The organism is Pseudomonas entomophila L48, from assembly GCF_000026105.1.
Classification (GTDB): domain Bacteria; phylum Pseudomonadota; class Gammaproteobacteria; order Pseudomonadales; family Pseudomonadaceae; genus Aquipseudomonas; species Aquipseudomonas entomophila.
On sequence record NC_008027.1, the window covers coordinates 5,870,229 to 5,888,780 of the forward strand.

Here is an 18,552-nt window from a genome sequence, read left to right on the forward strand (position 1 = left end):
TTATTGCTCCTGGCTGATCGCGGCACAGATCAGGTTGATGCCGCGGGCTTGAATATGTTCGCGCGCCGCTGCGGGCAGGCGTTCGTCTGTAATAAGGGTGTGCACGCTGCCCCAGGGCAGCTCGAGGTTGGGAATCTTGCGCCCAACCTTATCGGACTCGACCATCACGATCACCTCGCGGGCCACCTCGGCCATGACCCGGCTCAGGCCGAGCAGTTCATTGAAGGTGGTGGTACCGCGGTTGAGGTCGATGCCATCGGCACCGATGAACAGCTGGTCGAAATCGTAGGAACGCAGGACCTGCTCGGCGACCTGCCCCTGGAACGATTCGGAATGCGGGTCCCAGGTACCGCCGGTCATCAGCAGCACCGGCTCGTGCTCGAGTTCGCTGATGGCGCGGGCCACGTTCAGTGAGTTGGTCATTACCACCAGGCCTGGCTGGCGGCCCAGTTCCGGGATCATGGCCGCCGTGGTGCTGCCGCTGTCGATGATGATGCGCGCATGTTCGCGAATCCGGCCCACGGCGGCCCGGGCGATGGCCTTCTTGTAGACCGAGACGGGCTGCGCGGGCTCGCCCAGCATTTCTTGCGGGACGGGTACCGCACCACCGTAGCGGCGCAGCAGCAGGCCGTGGGATTCGAGCGCCGCGAGATCCTTGCGGATGGTCACTTCCGAGGTTTCGAAGCGTTTGGCCAACGCATCCACACTCACCTCGCCCTGCTCGCTGAGCAAGGCCAGGATGTTACGGCGGCGTTGGGGCGTGTTTCGTTTCGACATTGGTGCTTAAGTTTCGATTCGAAAGATATGGGTTGCAATCAAAACCTAAGTTTGGGGCTTCGTCAAGGCTGCTGATCAGAAAATGCAGCTTGTGGATAAATGGCTGACGGTACGCTGGCCCATTCGCCGGCAAGCCGGCTCCTACAGGTATAGCGCCAGCTGTAGGAGCCGGCCTTGCCGGCGAAGAGGCCATCACGAACAATAAAAAAGCCGACTTACTCACGTAAGTCGGCTTTCGATCGAAAGGGCTGTGGATAATCAGCTCTTCTTGATCTTCTCCGGCCGCTTCCAGCCTTCGATATTGCGTTGGCGAGCTCGCGCCACGCCCAGTTGCCCTGCTTCCACCGTCTGGGTGATAGTCGAACCCGCCGCTGTGGTAGCGCCCGCCTGGATTTCCACAGGCGCTACCAGCGAGTTGTTGGAGCCGATGAACACATCCTCACCCATCACGGTGCGGAACTTGTTGGCGCCATCGTAGTTGCAGGTAATGGTACCGGCACCAATGTTGGTGCGCGCGCCGATCTCGGCGTCACCCAGGTAAGTCAGGTGGCCAGCTTTGGCGCCTTCGCCCAGGTGCGCATTCTTCAGCTCGACGAAGTTACCCACATGCGCCTTGGCTTCCAGTACACTGCCTGGACGCAGACGAGCGAACGGGCCGGCGTCGCTGCCTTCGCCCATCACCGCGCCTTCGATATGGCTGTTGGCCTTGATCACCACGCCCTTGCGCAGGGTGCTGTCCTTGATCACACAGTTGGGGCCGATCTGCACGTCATCCTCGATGACCACCTTGCCTTCGAGAATCACGTTGATATCGATGAGCACATCGCGGCCGACGGTCACTTCACCGCGCACATCGAAACGCGCCGGATCACGCAGGGTCACGCCCTGAGCCATCAGGCGGCGGCCTTCACGCAACTGGTAATGACGCTCGAGTTCGGACAGTTGGCGACGGTCGTTCGCCCCCTGCACTTCCATCGGATCGTGGGGTTGCTCGGTGGCGACCACCAGGCCATCGGCAACGGCCATGGCGATCACGTCGGTGAGGTAGTACTCGCCCTGGGCATTGTTGTTGGACAGCCGGCCCATCCAGTCGGCCAGGCGCGCCGCAGGCATGGCGAGAATACCGGTGTTGCCTTCCTTGATCGCTTTCTGTGCTTCGCTGGCATCCTTGTGCTCGACGATAGCGGTCACGTTACCCGCTGCGTCACGCACGATGCGGCCGTAACCCGTCGGGTCCTGCAGCGTTACCGTGAGCAGACCCAATTGCTGCTCGCTGACCTTGGCCAGCAGTCGCTGCAAGGTCTCCACCTCGATCAACGGCACATCACCGTACAGCACCAGCACGGTGTCGGCAGTAATTGCCGGAAGCGCCTGGGCCACGGCATGACCAGTACCCAGTTGCTTGTCCTGCATGACGAAGTTCAGGTCCTCAGCGGCCAGGCGCTCACGTACCTGCTCGGCACCATGGCCGATGACCACGTGGATACCTTGGGGCTGCAACTGGCGCGCGCTGTGGATAACGTGGCCGAGCATGGAGTTGCCGGCGACCGGGTGCAGCACCTTGGGCAATGCGGAACGCATGCGGGTGCCCTGGCCTGCGGCGAGAATGACGATATCGAGGGACATGACTGGCTACCAATCCTGGGCGGTCAGGGATATGACCGAAGAGGGAATCTCGGAAAAAGAAAAAGGGTAGCCGAGGCTACCCTTTAACTCAATCGCAATGGAAGTGACCGGCCAAAGCCAGGTTACTTGCCTTTGCGCAATTGCTGGACAGTACGCAACTGAGCTGCAGCCTCGGCCAGACGTGCGGCGGCAGCGCCGTAGTCGAAGTCCGAGCTTTTCGCGTTCAGGGCGTTCTCGGCAGCCTTGAGGGCTTCCTGAGCCTGAGCTTCGTCCAGGTCGGCAGCGCGCTGCACGGTGTCGGCAAGAACCTTGACCATGTTCGGCTGCACTTCGAGGAAGCCACCGGAGATGTAGAACACCTCACGATCGCCACCTTGCTTGGTCAGCGTGATCGGACCTGGCTTGAGATTGGTGATCAGCGGCGCGTGGCCTGGAGCGATACCCAGATCGCCCAGGTTGCCGTGCGCTACTACCATCTCGACCAGGCCGGAAAAGATCTCTCCTTCCGCGCTGACGATATCGCAATGGACTGTCATAGCCATCTGCTTGCCTCAACCTGAAAAGCGCCCCTTGCGGGGCGCCGGGATTACAGTTTCTTGGCTTTCTCGATCGCTTCGTCGATGCTGCCGACCATGTAGAACGCTTGTTCTGGCAGGTGGTCGTAGTCACCTTTGAGGATACCGCTGAAGCCAGCGATGGTGTCCTTGAGCGAAACGTACTTACCTGGCGAGCCGGTGAAGACTTCGGCCACGAAGAACGGCTGCGACAGGAAGCGCTGGATCTTACGAGCGCGGGCAACCAGTTGCTTGTCGGTCTCGGACAGCTCGTCCATACCCAGGATCGCGATGATGTCTTTCAGCTCTTTGTAGCGCTGCAGAACATACTGAACCTGGCGGGCGGTTTCGTAGTGCTCGTTGCCGATCACGTTCGGGTCCAGCTGGCGCGAAGTCGAGTCCAGTGGATCGACCGCTGGGTAGATACCCAGGGAGGCGATGTCACGGGACAGAACGACGGTGGCGTCCAGGTGGGCGAAGGTGGTGGCTGGCGACGGGTCGGTCAGGTCGTCCGCAGGTACGTATACGGCCTGGATCGAGGTGATCGAGCCTTCCTTGGTCGAAGTGATGCGCTCTTGCAGAACGCCCATCTCTTCAGCCAGGGTCGGCTGGTAACCTACTGCCGAAGGCATACGGCCCAGCAGTGCGGATACTTCGGTACCGGCCAGGGTGTAACGATAGATGTTGTCGACGAACAGCAGAACGTCGTTACCTTCGTCACGGAACTTTTCAGCCATGGTCAGGCCGGTCAGCGCTACGCGCAGACGGTTTCCTGGTGGCTCGTTCATCTGACCGTAGACCAGCGCTACCTTGTCGAGAACGTTGGAGTCCTTCATCTCGTGGTAGAAGTCGTTACCCTCACGAGTACGCTCACCCACACCGGCGAACACGGAGTAACCGCTGTGCTCGATTGCGATGTTACGGATCAGTTCCATCATGTTTACGGTCTTGCCGACACCGGCGCCACCGAACAGACCAACCTTACCACCCTTGGCGAACGGGCAGACCAGGTCGATAACCTTGATGCCGGTTTCCAGCAGGTCGTTGCCGCCTGCCTGTTCAGCGAAGGAAGGCGCTTTACGGTGGATACCGCGACGCTCTTCTTCACCGATCGGGCCAGCTTCGTCGATCGGGTTGCCCAGGACGTCCATGATACGACCCAGGGTTGCCTTACCGACAGGTACCGAGATGGCAGCCTTGGTGTCGACAACATCCAGACCGCGCTTCAGACCTTCGGTCGAGCCCATCGCAATGGTACGAACCACGCCGTCGCCCAGCTGCTGCTGAACTTCGAGGGTGGTTTCCGCGCCTTGTACTTTCAGCGCGTTGTAAACACTCGGCACGGCATCACGTGGGAATTCCACGTCGATGACGGCGCCGATGATTTGAACGATACGTCCGCTACTCATAGCTGGATCCTCTGAATATTTGAACCGTTAAACCGCGGCAGCGCCGCCGACGATTTCCGAGATCTCCTGGGTGATCGCAGCCTGACGCGCCTTGTTGTAGATCAGCTGGAGTTCGCTGATCAAATCACCGGCGTTGTCTGTGGCGTTCTTCATGGCGATCATCCGGGCCGCTTGTTCAGCAGCGTTGTTCTCGACCACCGCCTGGTACACCTGCGACTCCACGTAACGCACCATCAAGCCGTCCAGCAGCTCTTTTGCGTCGGGTTCGTACAGGTAGTCCCAGTGATGCTTGAGATCCTGATCCGGGGTTGCCACCAACGGTACCAATTGCTCGACCGTCGGTTTTTGGGTCATGGTGTTGATGAACTTGTTCGAAACCACCGAAAGGCGATCGATACGGCCGTCCAGGTAGGCGTCCAGCATCACTTTGACGGAGCCGATCAGATCGTTGATCGATGGCTCTTCGCCCAGGTGGCTGATCGCGGCTACGACGTTGCCGCCAAAGATGCGGAAGAAAGTCGCACCCTTGCTACCGATCACGCACAGGTCGATTTCCACGCCCTGTTCGCGGTTTTCGTTCATGTCCTTGACCAGGGCCTTGAACAGGTTGGTATTCAAGCCACCGCACAGACCACGGTCACTGCTCACCACGATATAACCAGCGCGCTTTACAGGGCGCTCGATCATGAACGGGTGGCGGTATTCCGGGTTGGCGTTGGCCAGATGACCGATCACCTGGCGGATACGCTCCGCGTAAGGACGGCTAGCAGCCATGCGCATTTGTGCCTTGCGCATTTTGCTGACCGCCACTTTCTCCATGGCGCTGGTAATTTTTTGCGTGCTTTTGATGCTCGCAATCTTACTGCGAATCTCTTTTGCGCCTGCCATGTATCACCTATCAGGTTAGCAAGCGGGGGCCGGAGCCCCCGCTGCGGCTTACCAGGTCTGGGTGGCCTTGAACTTCTCGATACCGGCTTTCATGCCAGCGTCGATTTCGTCGTTGAAGTCACCCTTCACGTTGATCTTCGCCATCAGTTCGGCGTGATCACGGTTGAAGTAGGCGATCAGAGCTTGCTCGAAGCTACCGACCTTGGCGACTTCTACGTCGGTCAGGAAACCACGCTCAGCGGCGTACAGCGACAGGGCCATGTCGGCGATCGACATTGGCGCGTACTGCTTCTGCTTCATCAGCTCGGTAACGCGCTGACCATGCTCCAGCTGCTTGCGGGTAGCCTCGTCCAGGTCAGAAGCGAACTGGGCGAATGCCGCCAGTTCACGGTACTGAGCCAGAGCGGTACGGATACCACCGGACAGCTTCTTGATGATCTTGGTCTGGGCGGCACCACCAACACGGGATACCGATACACCGGCGTTAACGGCAGGACGGATGCCTGCGTTGAACATGGCCGATTCCAGGAAGATCTGACCGTCGGTGATCGAGATCACGTTGGTCGGAACGAACGCGGAAACGTCGCCAGCCTGGGTTTCGATGATCGGCAGAGCGGTCAGCGAGCCAGTCTTGCCAGTTACGGCACCGTTGGTGAACTTCTCGACGTACTCTTCGGAAACGCGCGATGCACGCTCCAGCAGACGGGAGTGGAGATAGAACACGTCGCCTGGGTACGCTTCACGTCCTGGTGGACGGCGCAGCAGCAGGGAGATCTGACGGTAGGCAACGGCCTGCTTGGACAGGTCATCGTAAACGATCAGGGCGTCTTCACCGCGGTCACGGAAGAACTCGCCCATGGTGCAGCCGGCGTATGGGGCCAGGAACTGCAGTGCGGCGGATTCCGAGGCGCTGGCGGCAACAACGATGGTGTTGGCCAGGGCGCCGGCTTCTTCCAGCTTGCGAACAACGTTGGCGATGGTCGACTGCTTCTGGCCGACGGCCACGTAGACGCAGAAGATGCCGCTGTTTTTCTGGTTGATGATCGCGTCGACCGCCATGGCGGTCTTACCGATCTGACGGTCACCGATGATCAGCTCGCGCTGGCCACGGCCAACCGGGATCATGGCGTCGACCGACTTGTAGCCAGTCTGTACAGGCTGGTCTACCGACTTACGCCAGATCACGCCTGGAGCAACTTTCTCGACCGCGTCGGTCTCGGTGTTGTTCAGCGGACCTTTGCCGTCGATCGGGTTGCCCAGTGCGTCGACGACGCGACCCAGCAGTTCCTTACCAACCGGAACTTCCAGGATGCGGCCGGTGCACTTGGCCGACATGCCTTCGGCGAGCGAGGTGTAGTCGCCCAGGACAACTGCACCCACGGAGTCTTGCTCCAGGTTCAGTGCCATACCGAAGACGCTGCCCGGGAACTCGATCATTTCGCCGTACATGACGTCGGCCAGACCGTGGATCCGTACGATACCGTCGGAAACGCTTACGACGGTACCTTCGTTACGGGCTTGGGAGCTGACATCGAGTTTCTCGATGCGGCCCTTGATGATTTCACTAATTTCGGAAGGATTGAGTTGCTGCATTGCTCTGCTGCCCCTTCAAACTCAAGATTTCAATGCTTCGGCCAGTTTCGCGATCTTGCCGCGAACCGAGCCATCGATTACCAGGTCGCCGGCGCGGATGACGACGCCGCCGATCAGGCTGGCATCCTCCGACGCGTGCAGGCGCACTTCCTGGCCTAACCGTGCACTGAGAACCTTGGCGAGTTTGTCTTGCTGTTCTTGGTTCAACGCAAAAGCACTGGTGACTTCCACGTCCACGGATTTCTCTTGCTCGGCCTTGTACAGGTCGAACAGAGCCGAAATCTCCGGCAGAAGCAGGAGACGGTCGTTTTCCGCGGCAACATGAATGAAATTCTGTGCCTGGGCGTCAAACTTGTCACCGCACACTTCAATGAATGCGGCGGCCTTTTCTGCGCTAGTCAGTTGCGGGGCCTTGAGCAGGCGCTGCATGGTGCCGTCTTCCGACACCGCAGCAGCCAGGCCGAGCATGGCTGACCAATTGGCCAGTTGCTGATGGGCCTGGGCGTGCTCGAAGGCCGCCTTAGCGTAAGGTCGGGCCAACGTGGTCAGTTCTGCCATGATCGCCCTCGCTTAAATTTCAGCGGCCAGTTTGTTAACCAGCTCCGCATGCGCGTTTTGATCGATTGTGGCGCCAAGGATCTTTTCAGCACCGCCAACGGCCAGGGCACCCACTTGGGCACGCAGGGCGTCTTTGACGCTGTTCAGTTCCTGTTCGATCTCGGCTTGAGCCTGAGCCTTCACACGGTCAGCTTCGACGCGAGCCTGTTCACGGGCTTCGTCGACAAGCTGAGCAGCGCGTTTCTTGCTTTGCTCAATGATTTCGGCTGCCTGTGCCTTCGCTTCACGCAGTTGCTGACCCACTTTTTCTTGGGCCAGCTCCAGGTCGCGAGCTGCGCGGTTGGCAGCGTCCAAGCCGTCGGCAATCTTCTTTTGGCGCTCTTGCAGGGCAGTGATGACCGGAGGCCATACGTACTTCATGCAGAAGAGTACAAAAATCAGAAAAGCAACGGATTGGCCAATCAGGGTTGCATTAATGTTCACGCCAACACCTCGCTCGGTCTTTGTCCATCACACCAATCAACTCGTAAGAACGAGTGATTAGCCGGCGATCTGACCAACGAAGGGGTTCGCGAAGGTGAAGAACAGAGCGATACCAACACCGATCATGGTGACGGCGTCGAGCAGACCGGCAACGATGAACATTTTGACCTGCAGCATCGGAACCATTTCTGGTTGACGAGCAGCGCCTTCCAGGAACTTGCCGCCCAGCAGGCCGAAACCAATGGCGGTACCCAGAGCACCCAGGCCGATCAGCAGAGCAACAGCGATAGCGGTCAGACCAACTACAGTTTCCATCTTTCCTCCCGACTTTTACGTCGTATTGGTTAGGTTTTTAGTTTGAAGCGGTAAAACAAATCGTTTGGTACAGCTGCCCTTGCGGACTTTTTAAGCCCTCCCCCCGGACAGGCGGGGAAGGCTATCAGACACGCCAGGCGGTCTTAATGGTTATCTTCATGAGCCATCGACAGGTAGACGATGGTCAGCATCATGAAGATGAAGGCTTGCAGGGTGATGATGAAGATGTGGATCAGCGCCCATGCCCACTGCAGCACAACAGCGATGCCGCTCAGCCAAAGCAGGCCAGCACCGAACATGACTGCAATCAGGATGAAGACCAGCTCACCTGCATACATGTTACCGAACAGACGAAGCGCCAGAGAGAACGGTTTGGCGATCAGCGTCACGAATTCGAGCAGGAAGTTGACCGGAATCAGAATGATCTGCAAAACGATGTTCTTGCTGGAAAACGGGTGCAAGGTCAGCTCGCCAAGGAAACCACCCAGGCCTTTGACTTTGATGCTGTAGATGATGATCAGGGCAAAGACCGACAGCGACATCGCCAGTGTGGCGTTCGGGTCGGTGGTTGGTACGGCGCGGAAGAACAGGTGCTCATCACCCGAAATCGCCATCGCAATCTGTGGAATCCAGTCGACCGGAACCAAGTCGATGGAGTTCATCAGGAACACCCAGGCGAAGATGGTCAATGCCAGCGGGGCAATCAGAGGGTTACGCCCGTGGAACGTGTCCTTGACACTGCTGTCGACGAACTGGACCAAAACCTCGACAAAATTCTGCAGACCTCCAGGAACGCCAGTGGTCGCACGCTTGGCCGCCATGCGGAACAGCCAGATGAAAAGAAGGCCCATTGCCAGCGACCAGCCGAGCGTGTCCACGTGGAACGCCCAGAAGCCCATTGCCTTGGCTTCCGCAGCCGAATGGGCGAAGCCCCAGCTGCCGTCTGGTAGTTGACCGTAGGTCAGGTTCTGCAAGTGGTGCTGGATATAGCCCGAAGCGGTTTCTGCTGCCATGGTTGCCTCAAACGCCCTAAGGTCTCGAAAGTCTTTTATTCATCAGCAGGGGCGCGAACCAGCTGACCAAAAGGGTCAGCACGAAGACGCCGAATACTGCCAACGGCGCCAATGGCTTCACTCCTGCGAAGGTCAGTGCAAACAGCACTGCCGTCAAAATCATCTTGCCTGCCTCGCCCGCGTAGAACGACTTGACGATGGCCTGCGCCGCCCGGGCTCCGCTGAAGCGAAAAGCCTTCCAGGCGAAATACACATTGGGCAGCCAGGCAATCAGCCCTCCGCAGAGACCTGAATATCCACTGACCACCCCTTTCCACTGCCACAACACCAACGTTGCCAGCAGCAGCACGACAAATTGAGCCAGCAGTACCGGAAAAACCGCCCAGCGATGGAAAGGCAGGCGGTTTGGCGTGCGGATTTCCATCACAACTGCTCCTCGAAAGTCGACCGCCTAGTCAGCAATGACTTGGCATAATTTGTGCCGACAAAATGCGCGCAGAGTATAGGGGTGGATTAACCCCTATTCAACTCTTCGGTAGTGATTTCCGACTGCGCGCTACAACGGGAATTGTTTCAGCGGATGTGAGCAAGCACGCCTTGCAACTCGTCAAGCGAGTTGTAGCGAATAACCAACTGGCCCTTGCCCTTGTTGCCATGGCGAATTTGCACCGCCGAGCCCAGGCGCTCTGCCAGACGCTGTTCGAGGCGCGCGATATCCGGATCAGGTTTGCTCGCTTCGACCGGCTCAGGCTTGCCATTGAGCCACTGACGCACCAGTGCCTCGGTTTGGCGCACGGTGAGGCCACGTGCGACAACATGACGCGCCCCTTCTTCCTGGCGATCTTCCTCGAGGCCGAGCAAGGCGCGGGCGTGGCCCATCTCCAGGTCGCCGTGGGCGAGCATGGTCTTGATTGCCTCGGGCAGCGAGATCAGGCGCAGCAGGTTGGCCACGGTCACCCGCGACTTGCCGACCGCGTCGGCCACTTGCTGTTGCGTGAGCTCGAACTCTTGCTGCAGGCGCTGCAGGGCGAGCGCCTCTTCCAGCGGGTTGAGGTCCTCGCGCTGGATGTTCTCGATCAGAGCCATGGCGATGGCGGCTTCGTCGGGCACTTCGCGGACCATGGCCGGGACAGTGTCCAGGCCGGCCTGCTGCGTGGCGCGCCAGCGGCGCTCACCGGCGATGATCTCGTAGCGGTTGTCGCCGATCGGGCGCACCACGATCGGTTGCATGACGCCGTGGGTGCGGATCGAGTGCGCCAGTTCTTCCAGCGCCTCGGGATCCATGTCGCGGCGCGGCTGGTACTTGCCGCGCTGGATCAGCTCGACCGGCAGCTGTTGCAGTTCTTTCTGGTCGATCTTGACAGCCTGCGCCTCGAGCGCGCTGACGGAAGGACCACTGAGCAGTGCATCCAACCCACGTCCGAGACCGCGTTTCTTGATGGCCATGCGGATTCCTTAAGTTGTTTGTGCAATGCGTGATGGACGGCGCTGGCGGCGCACCAGTTCCCCGGCCAGCGCCAGGTAGGCGAGCGCGCCACGGGATTGCTTGTCGTAGGCCAGGGCCGGCATGCCGAAGCTCGGCGCCTCGGCCAGGCGAATGTTGCGCGGGATCACCGTGTCGTACAGCTGGTCACCGAAGTGTTCCTTGAGCTGGGCCGATACATCGTTGTTCAGGCTCAGGCGCGGATCGTACATGGTCCGCAGCAGGCCTTCGATCTTCAGCTCCGGGTTCAACCGGGCGGCGATGCGCTTGATGTTATCCACAAGGTCGCTGAGACCTTCCAGCGCGTAGTACTCGCACTGCATGGGGATGATCACGCCATCGGAGGCGACCAGGGCGTTGAGCGTCAGCATCGACAGCGACGGCGGGCAGTCGATGAGGATGTAGTCGTAGTTCTCGCGGATCGGCGCCAGCGCGTTGCGCAGGCGGCTCTCCTTCATCTGCATTTCCAGCAGGACCACTTCCGCGGCAGTCAGGTCGCGGTTGGCCGGCAACAGCTGGTAACCGCCGTGCTCGGAATAGTGCATGGCCTGGGCCAGGTCGCATTCCCCGATGAGCAGGTCGTACACCGAGTGCTCGAGCTCGTGTTTATCCACACCGCTGCCCATGGTGGCGTTGCCCTGTGGATCGAGGTCGATCAGCAGCACGCGACGCTTGGTCGCGGCCAGCGATGCGGCGAGATTGATGCAGGTGGTGGTCTTGCCCACACCACCTTTCTGGTTCGCGATTGCGAATACCTTAGCCATTGTTGCGTGTGTTCCCAGTCATGCCTTGCGGCGCAGTATCAGCAGATGGCGCTGGCCCTGGCAACCTGGAACGGTCAGGGCCTGCTCGCTTTCCACTGTGAAGTCTGCGGGCAATGCTACCAGTTCATCGGCAGGATGCAGCCCCTTCATTGCAAGCCATTGCGTGCGGCTGTCACCCAGGTGGCGGGTCCAGTTGGTGAAATTCTCCATGCTGCTGAAGGCGCGGGAGATGATCCCGCAGAACGGCTGCTCGGGCTGGACCTCTTCCACCCGGCTGTGGATAACCGTGAGGTTGTCCAGTTTCAGTTCCATCTTCACTTGCGTCAGGAAACGGGTCTTCTTGCCGTTGCTGTCGAGCACGGTCACCTGCTTGTGCGGATGCAGGATCGCCAGCGGGATGCCCGGCATGCCGCCGCCGCTGCCCACATCCAGCCAGCGTTGGGTGTCATTGTGGATAAACGGCATGACACTCAGGCTATCGAGCAGGTGGCGCGAGACCATCTCGTCCGGGTCGCGCACCGCGGTCAGGTTGTAGGCCTTGTTCCATTTGATCAACAGGGCCAGGTAACCCAGCAGCAGTTCGTGCTGCTGCGCGCTCAGCTCGACACCGAGCTGGCGCGCGCCTGTGGACAACTCTTCAGCGTGTTGCGGGGTGACCAGGGAACTCAAGCGCTTTGCTCCAATTCGCGGCCTGCGCCGCGTTTTTTCAAGTGAATCAGCAACAGGGAAATCGCCGCCGGGGTAACGCCCGGAATGCGCGAAGCCTGGCCCAGGGTTTCTGGACGGGTCTGCTCGAGCTTGCCCTGGATCTCCTTGGACAGGCCGGAAATCGTGGTGTAGTCGATATCCACAGGCAGGCGCGTGTCTTCGCTGGCGCGCAGGCGGGCGATCTCTTCCTGCTGACGGTCGATGTAACCGGCGTACTTGGTCTTGATCTCGACCTGCTCGGCGACCTGTGGGTCGATGACCTCGCCCCCCGTGGCCTCGATCAGCCCAGCGTAGTCGACTTCTGGGCGGGCAAGCAGGTTCAGCAGGCTGTATTCATGCGCCAACGGGGTGCCGAACTTATCCACAACGGCCTGGCCTTGTGGCGTGCCCGGGCGAACCCAGGTGCTCTTCAGGCGCTGCTCTTCACGTTCGATACCTTCGCGCTTGGCGCAGAAGGCCGCCCAGCGCGCGTCGTCGATCAGGCCCAGCTCGCGGCCTTTTTCGGTCAGGCGCAGGTCGGCATTGTCCTCGCGCAGGATCAAACGGTATTCGGCACGCGAAGTGAACATCCGGTAGGGCTCTTGGGTGCCCAGGGTGATCAGGTCATCGACCAGCACACCGATGTAGGCCTCGTCACGACGCGGGCACCAGCTTTCGCGGCCCTGCGCACGCAGCGCGGCGTTGGTTCCAGCCAGCAGGCCCTGGGCGCCGGCCTCTTCGTAACCGGTGGTGCCGTTGATCTGGCCAGCGAAGAACAGACCGCCGATGACTTTGGTCTCGAGGCTGTACTTCAGGTCGCGGGGGTCGAAGTAGTCGTACTCGATGGCATAGCCCGGGCGCACGATGTGGGCGTTTTCCATGCCGCGGATCGAGCGCACGATCTCCAGTTGCACGTCGAACGGCAGCGAAGTCGAAATGCCGTTGGGGTACAGCTCATGGGTGGTCAGGCCTTCTGGCTCGATGAACACCTGGTGGCTTTCCTTGTCGGCGAAGCGATGGATCTTGTCCTCGATCGAGGGGCAGTAGCGCGGGCCGATGCCTTCGATGACGCCCGAGTACATCGGCGAACGGTCGAGGTTCGAGGCGATGATCTCGTGGGTGCGGGCGTTGGTGTGGGTGATCCAGCAGCTCACCTGGCGCGGGTGCATTGCGGCGTTGCCCATGAACGACATCACCGGGATCGGCGTGTCGCCCGGTTGCTCGGTCATCACCGAGAAGTCCACCGAACGACCATCGATACGCGGCGGGGTGCCGGTTTTCAGCCGGCCGACGCGCAGCGGCAGTTCACGCATGCGCTGGGCCAGGGCATTGGCGGGCGGATCGCCGGCGCGGCCACCGGAGTAGTTCTGCAGGCCGATGTGGATAAGTCCACCGAGGAAGGTACCGCTGGTCAACACCACCGAGTCGGCGAAGAAGCGCAGGCCCATTTGCGTGACCACGCCCTTGACCTGGTCCTGCTCGACGATCAGGTCGTCGCACGACTGCTGGAATATCCACAGGTTCGGCTGGTTTTCCAGGATCTCACGCACCACCGCCTTGTAGATGGCGCGGTCGGCCTGTGCACGGGTGGCGCGCACGGCCGGGCCCTTGCGGTTGTTCAGAACGCGGAACTGGATGCCGCTCATGTCGGTGGCCAGCGCCATGGCGCCGCCGAGCGCATCGATCTCCTTGACCAGGTGGCTCTTGCCGATGCCACCGATAGCCGGGTTGCAGCTCATGTGACCGAGGGTTTCCACGTTATGGGTCAGCAGCAAGGTTTTTACACCCATGCGTGCGGACGCAAGCGCAGCCTCGGTACCGGCATGGCCGCCGCCGATGACGATCACTTCAAAACGGGAAGGGAAATCCACCACGCACCTCGTGCCTGTTTTTGCGAATAGAGAAGGTAAGCGGACAAGTATAGGGACTTCCCCCCCTTCAAAGGAACCTTCTGAGCAAAATTTGACCAGGCTGTGGATGAGTGGCAGGCAAAAGTAAACAAAGAGGAAAAATTTATAAAAGCTTTGTTTTTATGTTTATGTTTAGGCACCTATCCACATGTGGATAAGTCTCTTAAGCCCAGTATCAGTAAGGCTTTTCTGGAATCATAACCCTGTGGCGTAGTGGGTCTGAGGGTTCTGGATAACGGCGTGTAACCTGTGGATTAAAGTATCGCTTACCCACAGGCTGGTTTGTCCTCAGAAAAAAAGGTCAGTTATCAACGGAGCTGATGGCGAGTTTTCCACAGAGTTCCTGAGCCGCTGCTTGCACCTGTTGATGAAAAGGATCCCTCGTACAGGAAGCGTGAAACCTTGTAGGAGCGGGTTTACCCGCGATCACCGGCTACGCCGGTGCCATGCGAGGCGATGACCTGTAAATCACAGGCAAAAAAAAGCCGCTCCAGTCAGGAGCGGCCTCGATATTGCGCAGCTGCGGGCTACTTACCGATGCAGAAGCTCGAGAAAATTCTGCCAAGCAGGTCATCAGAACTGAACGCTCCGGTGATCTCTCCCAACGCCTGCTGTGCCTGGCGAAGATCCTCCGCCAGCAGCTCTCCGGCACCCGCCAGGGTCAGTTGTGCCCGACCATGCTCCAGGTGCGCACTGGCCTGACGCAGCGCCTCCAGGTGCCGACGACGGGCGCTGAAGCTGCTTTCCGCCGTCTGTTCATAACCCATGCAAGCCTTGAGGTGATCGCGCAGCAGATCCAGCCCCATGTCGTCTTCGCGGGCACTCAGGGTAATCGTCACGTGCCCATCGTCACTCTGCTCCATGCCGACGTGTTCACCGCTCAAGTCGGCCTTGTTACGGATGAGCGTGACTTTTGCCACATCTGGCCGCTGATCAAGGAACTCCGGCCAAAGGGCAAAGGGGTCACTGGCCTCCGGAGCGGTCGAGTCGACGACCAGCAGCACACGATCTGCCTCGCCGATGGCCTTGAGCGCCCTTTCCACCCCGATCTTTTCCACATGATCGTCGGTGTCACGCAAGCCTGCGGTGTCCACCACATGCAGCGGCATGCCATCAATGTGGATATGTTCACGCAAGACATCCCGGGTGGTGCCGGCGATATCGGTAACGATGGCTGCCTCGCGCCCGGCCAGCTGGTTGAGCAGGCTGGATTTACCGGCATTCGGACGGCCGGCGATGACCACGGTCATGCCATCGCGCAACAGGGCACCTTGCCCGGCTTCGCGCTGCACTGTGGACAACTCGCTGCGCACATCATCGAGCATGCGCAACACATGGCCGTCCGCGAGGAAGTCGATTTCCTCTTCAGGGAAGTCGATCGCTGCCTCGACGTAGATACGCAAGGCAATCAGCGCCTCGGTCAGCCCATGCACGCGCTTGGAGAAGGCCCCCTGCAGCGAACGCAGGGCGTTGCGGGCGGCCTGGGTGGAACTGGCTTCGATCAGGTCGGCAATGGCTTCGGCCTGGGCCAGATCGAGCTTGTCGTTGAGGAACGCACGTTCGCTGAACTCGCCAGGCCGTGCCAGGCGGCAGCCCAACTGCAGGCAACGCTGCAGCAGCATGTCCATCACCACAGGGCCGCCATGGCCCTGCAATTCCAGTACATCTTCACCGGTGAACGAGTTCGGCCCAGGGAAGAACAAGGCGATGCCTTCGTCCAGGACCAGGCCATCGGCGTCACGGAACGGGCCGTAATGGGCGTGCCGCGGTGTCAGCGTGCGGCCGGTGATGGCCTGCCCGGCCTGGCTGGCCAGCGGCCCGGACAAGCGGACGATGCCGACCCCGCCGCGGCCCTGGGCGGTGGCGATGGCGGCGATGGTTTCACGCACAGTGTTCATGCTCGAAAGCCTCTACAACGAATTCGTCAGATAGCAAAAACGCCCCACTAGGGGGCGTTTTTATTCACAGGCAAACCGGGTTGCCCGTCAAGCGGCAGCTTTCTTGGTGGCTGCCTCGATGCTGCGAGTGATGTACCACTGCTGTGCGATCGACAGGCAGTTGTTCACAACCCAGTACAGCACCAGACCGGCCGGGAACCACAGGAAGAAGAAGGTGAAGATGATCGGCATCATTTTCATGACCTTCGCCTGCATCGGATCCGGCGGCGTCGGGTTCAGGCGCTGCTGGATGAACATGGTGGCGCCCATGATGATCGGCAGGATGAAGAAAGGATCCTTGATCGACAGGTCGGTGATCCACAGCATCCATGGGGCCTGGCGCATCTCGACGCTTTCCAGCAGTACCCAGTACAGGGCCAGGAACACCGGCATCTGCACCAGGATCGGCAGGCAGCCGCCCAGCGGGTTGATCTTCTCTTTCTTGTACAGCTCCATCATCGCCTGGGACATCTTCTGGCGATCGTCACCGAAGCGTTCCTTGAGCTGGGCCAGTTTCGGCGCCACGGCACGCATGCGCGCCATCGAACGGTAGCTGGCGGCCGACAGTGGGAAGAACAGACCCTTGATGAGCATGGTCAGGACGATGATCGACCAGCCCCAGTTGCCCAGCAGGCTGTGGATATGTTGCAGCAGCCAGAAGATCGGCTGGGCAATGAACCACAGGAAGCCGTAGTCGACGGTCAGTTCCAGGCCTGGGGACAACTCCTTGAGCTTGGACTGGATCTTCGGGCCGGCGTACAGCATGGCGCTGGTTTCGACCTTGCCGCCGGCAGGGACGTTAAGCGCAGGGCCGGTGTAGCCGATGATGTAGTTGCCCTGGCTGTCCTTGCGGGTCTGGACGGCATTGTTGTCCGACTTGCTCGGGATCCAGGCGGTCACGAAGTAGTGCTGCAGCCAGGCGACCCAGCCGCCAGCCACGTTTTCCTGCAGGCCGCCCTTGTCCATGTCCTTCATCGACACTTTCTTGTACGGCTCGGAAGCAGTCCACAGGGCAGCGCCCAGGTAGGTCGCGGTGCCGGTGGCGGTGCTCGACGACGGATCGGAGCTGGCGTCACGCTTGAGCTGGGCAAACATGTTGCCGCTCCAGGCCTGGGCGCTCTGGTTGTCGATCAGGTAGCTGACGGTCAGGTCGTACTCGCCGCGCTTCAAGCTGAAGCGCTTGATGTAGTTGACGCCGTTCTCGCTGAACTTGAGGTCGACGACCAGTTGGTCCTGGCCATCGGCCAGCTGGTAGCTCTTCTGTTCGGTGGCGTACAGCGGTCGGCCGCTGGCGCGGTCCGGGCCGTCGGTGCCGATCAGGCCGCTCTGTGCCAGGTAGACACGCTCGCCGCCGTTGTCGAACAGCTGGAACGGAATCTCGGGGTGGTCCTGGCGACGCGGGAACTTGGGCAGTGTCAGTTGGACGATATCACCGCCAACCGGGTCGATAGCCAGGTTCAGGACATCGGTCTTGACCTGAATCAGGTCCTTGCTGACCGCAACTGGCGCCGGAGCCAGGCCGGTGGTGCCGTTTTGCGCATTGACGCTCGGCAAATCAGCGTTCGCGCCGTTGTTGCCGGCGGGCACGCTGTCCGGCAAGGACGCGTTGGCAGTGCTGGCAGCAGTATTCTGAGTCGGCAGGGCAGCCTGGCCGTAGTCCTGGTTCCACTTGAGGACCATGACGTAGGACACGATTGCCAGGGCGACGATCAGGATCGTGCGTTTAATATCCATGATTACTCGGCTATCGAAGAAGTTCGGGAGGAAGGAGCAGGTGGAACGGGATCGAAACCGCCGTCGTTCCACGGATGACAACGCCCCAGGCGACGAACGGCCAGCCACCCACCACGCAAGAGGCCATGGTTTTCGATGGCTTCATAGGCGTAACAGGAACAGCTGGGATAGAAACGACAGTGACTGGCCATCAGTGGACTGATGGCATAACGGTAGAACTGGATCGGAACGAGGGCCAGTTTACGCATTGTGACTGTCTACCCCTGCGGAATCGGCGACCGCTGGAGAGGGCCGACTGCGGACCAGTCGCTTCCAGAGCTTGCCAAAGTGTTGGTGCAATTCTGGGTTTTCCACTTCGCCCAACCCCTTGCGCGCGACGATCACGATATCCAGCCCTGCCAGCATTTGCTGGTTGAGGCGGAACGAATCACGCATCAGGCGTTTCAGGCGATTGCGTTGAACGGCGAGCTTGACGCTCTTCTTGCCGATCACCAGGCCGAGGCGTGGATGATCGAGGCCGTTTTCGCGGGCAAGGATAAGCAGGTTTTTCCCTGGAACCTTGCCGGTTGGGGAGTCGAAGACCGCTTTGAAGTGCCGGGGTGTAAGCAGTCGCTTGTCCCGACTGAAGTCCTGACTCACCACCTGTGCCGAAAAATCAAATGGCCAGACGCTTACGGCCTTTGGCACGGCGACGCGACAGAACAGCACGGCCGTTCTTGGTAGCCATACGGGCACGGAAACCGTGGGTGCGGGCGCGCTTGATGGTGCTTGGTTGGAAAGTACGTTTCATGGCGTGTTACCTGGGTTGGTCGACAACGGGC

20 protein-coding genes are annotated in these 18,552 nt (G+C 60.1%); all 20 read right to left on the minus strand.

From position 1 onward, the window contains the following. The 20 genes from PSEEN_RS25630 to rpmH all read right to left on the minus strand — a co-directional run bounded on the left by PSEEN_RS25630 (position 1) and on the right by rpmH (position 18,521). Positions 1–777 (minus strand): DeoR/GlpR family DNA-binding transcription regulator, encoded by a 777-nt coding sequence (locus PSEEN_RS25630; protein ID WP_011536498.1) that lies wholly within the window; start codon positions 775–777, stop codon positions 1–3. Positions 778–1,035: 258 nt separating this feature from the next. Then, a complete protein-coding gene (glmU, locus tag PSEEN_RS25635; RefSeq protein WP_011536499.1) occupies positions 1,036–2,403 on the minus strand; it encodes a bifunctional UDP-N-acetylglucosamine diphosphorylase/glucosamine-1-phosphate N-acetyltransferase GlmU in 1,368 nt (455 codons plus the stop codon). A 122-nt stretch (positions 2,404–2,525) separates the two neighbouring features. After that, positions 2,526–2,945, minus strand: a complete 420-nt coding sequence (locus tag PSEEN_RS25640; protein ID WP_011536500.1) for a F0F1 ATP synthase subunit epsilon — start codon at positions 2,943–2,945, stop codon at positions 2,526–2,528. Positions 2,946–2,989: 44 nt separating this feature from the next. Beyond that, entirely contained in the window at positions 2,990–4,366 is a 1,377-nt protein-coding gene (atpD, locus tag PSEEN_RS25645) for a F0F1 ATP synthase subunit beta (RefSeq protein WP_011536501.1), read from the minus strand. A 27-nt stretch (positions 4,367–4,393) separates the two neighbouring features. Continuing rightward, a complete protein-coding gene (gene atpG / locus PSEEN_RS25650) occupies positions 4,394–5,254 on the minus strand; it encodes a F0F1 ATP synthase subunit gamma (protein WP_011536502.1) in 861 nt (286 codons plus the stop codon). Between the two features lie 48 nt (positions 5,255–5,302). Then, positions 5,303–6,847 (minus strand): F0F1 ATP synthase subunit alpha, encoded by a 1,545-nt coding sequence (gene atpA, locus PSEEN_RS25655; protein WP_011536503.1) that lies wholly within the window; start codon positions 6,845–6,847, stop codon positions 5,303–5,305. Positions 6,848–6,868: 21 nt separating this feature from the next. Next, on the minus strand, positions 6,869–7,405 hold the full coding sequence (locus PSEEN_RS25660; RefSeq protein WP_011536504.1) for a F0F1 ATP synthase subunit delta: 537 nt from the start codon (positions 7,403–7,405) through the stop codon (positions 6,869–6,871). A gap of 12 nt (positions 7,406–7,417) precedes the next feature. Next, entirely contained in the window at positions 7,418–7,888 is a 471-nt protein-coding gene (locus tag PSEEN_RS25665) for a F0F1 ATP synthase subunit B (RefSeq protein WP_011536505.1), read from the minus strand. Positions 7,889–7,945: 57 nt separating this feature from the next. Beyond that, entirely contained in the window at positions 7,946–8,203 is a 258-nt protein-coding gene (gene atpE / locus PSEEN_RS25670; protein WP_003097235.1) for a F0F1 ATP synthase subunit C, read from the minus strand. A 143-nt stretch (positions 8,204–8,346) separates the two neighbouring features. Continuing rightward, on the minus strand, positions 8,347–9,216 hold the full coding sequence (gene atpB, locus PSEEN_RS25675; protein WP_011536506.1) for a F0F1 ATP synthase subunit A: 870 nt from the start codon (positions 9,214–9,216) through the stop codon (positions 8,347–8,349). A 16-nt stretch (positions 9,217–9,232) separates the two neighbouring features. Next, entirely contained in the window at positions 9,233–9,640 is a 408-nt protein-coding gene (locus tag PSEEN_RS25680; protein ID WP_011536507.1) for a F0F1 ATP synthase subunit I, read from the minus strand. 149 nt (positions 9,641–9,789) lie between these two features. Beyond that, on the minus strand, positions 9,790–10,662 hold the full coding sequence (locus PSEEN_RS25685; protein ID WP_011536508.1) for a ParB/RepB/Spo0J family partition protein: 873 nt from the start codon (positions 10,660–10,662) through the stop codon (positions 9,790–9,792). A 9-nt stretch (positions 10,663–10,671) separates the two neighbouring features. Further along, positions 10,672–11,463, minus strand: coding sequence for a ParA family protein (locus tag PSEEN_RS25690; protein WP_011536509.1), 792 nt, complete (start codon positions 11,461–11,463; stop codon positions 10,672–10,674). Positions 11,464–11,481: 18 nt separating this feature from the next. Next, positions 11,482–12,132, minus strand: coding sequence for a 16S rRNA (guanine(527)-N(7))-methyltransferase RsmG (gene rsmG / locus PSEEN_RS25695; protein WP_011536510.1), 651 nt, complete (start codon positions 12,130–12,132; stop codon positions 11,482–11,484). Beyond that, entirely contained in the window at positions 12,129–14,021 is a 1,893-nt protein-coding gene (gene mnmG, locus PSEEN_RS25700) for a tRNA uridine-5-carboxymethylaminomethyl(34) synthesis enzyme MnmG (protein WP_011536511.1), read from the minus strand. Before mnmG ends, rsmG begins: the two co-directional genes overlap by 4 nt. A gap of 566 nt (positions 14,022–14,587) precedes the next feature. Beyond that, positions 14,588–15,958, minus strand: coding sequence for a tRNA uridine-5-carboxymethylaminomethyl(34) synthesis GTPase MnmE (mnmE, locus tag PSEEN_RS25705; protein ID WP_011536512.1), 1,371 nt, complete (start codon positions 15,956–15,958; stop codon positions 14,588–14,590). Between the two features lie 87 nt (positions 15,959–16,045). Further along, positions 16,046–17,731, minus strand: a complete 1,686-nt coding sequence (gene yidC / locus PSEEN_RS25710) for a membrane protein insertase YidC (RefSeq protein WP_011536513.1) — start codon at positions 17,729–17,731, stop codon at positions 16,046–16,048. A 2-nt stretch (positions 17,732–17,733) separates the two neighbouring features. Beyond that, the gene (gene yidD, locus PSEEN_RS26445) at positions 17,734–17,979 is read right to left on the minus strand and encodes a membrane protein insertion efficiency factor YidD (protein WP_011536514.1); all 246 of its coding nucleotides are present in this window, start codon (positions 17,977–17,979) and stop codon (positions 17,734–17,736) included. Next, positions 17,972–18,373: a ribonuclease P protein component gene (gene rnpA / locus PSEEN_RS26450; RefSeq protein ID WP_011536515.1), complete on the minus strand. Its 402-nt coding sequence runs from the start codon at positions 18,371–18,373 to the stop codon at positions 17,972–17,974. The genes yidD and rnpA overlap by 8 nt, the downstream gene beginning before the upstream one ends. 13 nt (positions 18,374–18,386) lie before the next feature. After that, positions 18,387–18,521 carry a 50S ribosomal protein L34 gene (rpmH, locus tag PSEEN_RS26455; RefSeq protein ID WP_003253163.1) on the minus strand — a complete coding sequence of 45 codons (135 nt, stop codon included), beginning with the start codon at positions 18,519–18,521 and terminating at the stop codon, positions 18,387–18,389. Between the last annotated feature and the right edge of the window lie 31 nt (positions 18,522–18,552).

Bases quoted from the DNA above. Each gene is read 5' to 3' on its own strand.
- PSEEN_RS25630 (WP_011536498.1), bottom strand. From the start codon at position 777: ATGTCGAAACGAAACACGCCCCAACGCCGCCGTAACATCCTGGCCTTG.
- glmU (WP_011536499.1), bottom strand. From the start codon at position 2,403: ATGTCCCTCGATATCGTCATTCTCGCCGCAGGCCAGGGCACCCGCATG.
- PSEEN_RS25640 (WP_011536500.1), bottom strand. From the start codon at position 2,945: ATGGCTATGACAGTCCATTGCGATATCGTCAGCGCGGAAGGAGAGATC.
- atpD (WP_011536501.1), bottom strand. From the start codon at position 4,366: ATGAGTAGCGGACGTATCGTTCAAATCATCGGCGCCGTCATCGACGTG.
- atpG (WP_011536502.1), bottom strand. From the start codon at position 5,254: ATGGCAGGCGCAAAAGAGATTCGCAGTAAGATTGCGAGCATCAAAAGC.
- atpA (WP_011536503.1), bottom strand. From the start codon at position 6,847: ATGCAGCAACTCAATCCTTCCGAAATTAGTGAAATCATCAAGGGCCGC.
- PSEEN_RS25660 (WP_011536504.1), bottom strand. From the start codon at position 7,405: ATGGCAGAACTGACCACGTTGGCCCGACCTTACGCTAAGGCGGCCTTC.
- atpE (WP_003097235.1), bottom strand. From the start codon at position 8,203: ATGGAAACTGTAGTTGGTCTGACCGCTATCGCTGTTGCTCTGCTGATC.
- atpB (WP_011536506.1), bottom strand. From the start codon at position 9,216: ATGGCAGCAGAAACCGCTTCGGGCTATATCCAGCACCACTTGCAGAAC.
- PSEEN_RS25680 (WP_011536507.1), bottom strand. From the start codon at position 9,640: ATGGAAATCCGCACGCCAAACCGCCTGCCTTTCCATCGCTGGGCGGTT.
- PSEEN_RS25685 (WP_011536508.1), bottom strand. From the start codon at position 10,662: ATGGCCATCAAGAAACGCGGTCTCGGACGTGGGTTGGATGCACTGCTC.
- PSEEN_RS25690 (WP_011536509.1), bottom strand. From the start codon at position 11,463: ATGGCTAAGGTATTCGCAATCGCGAACCAGAAAGGTGGTGTGGGCAAG.
- mnmE (WP_011536512.1), bottom strand. From the start codon at position 15,958: ATGAACACTGTGCGTGAAACCATCGCCGCCATCGCCACCGCCCAGGGC.
- yidC (WP_011536513.1), bottom strand. From the start codon at position 17,731: ATGGATATTAAACGCACGATCCTGATCGTCGCCCTGGCAATCGTGTCC.
- yidD (WP_011536514.1), bottom strand. From the start codon at position 17,979: ATGCGTAAACTGGCCCTCGTTCCGATCCAGTTCTACCGTTATGCCATC.
- rpmH (WP_003253163.1), bottom strand. From the start codon at position 18,521: ATGAAACGTACTTTCCAACCAAGCACCATCAAGCGCGCCCGCACCCAC.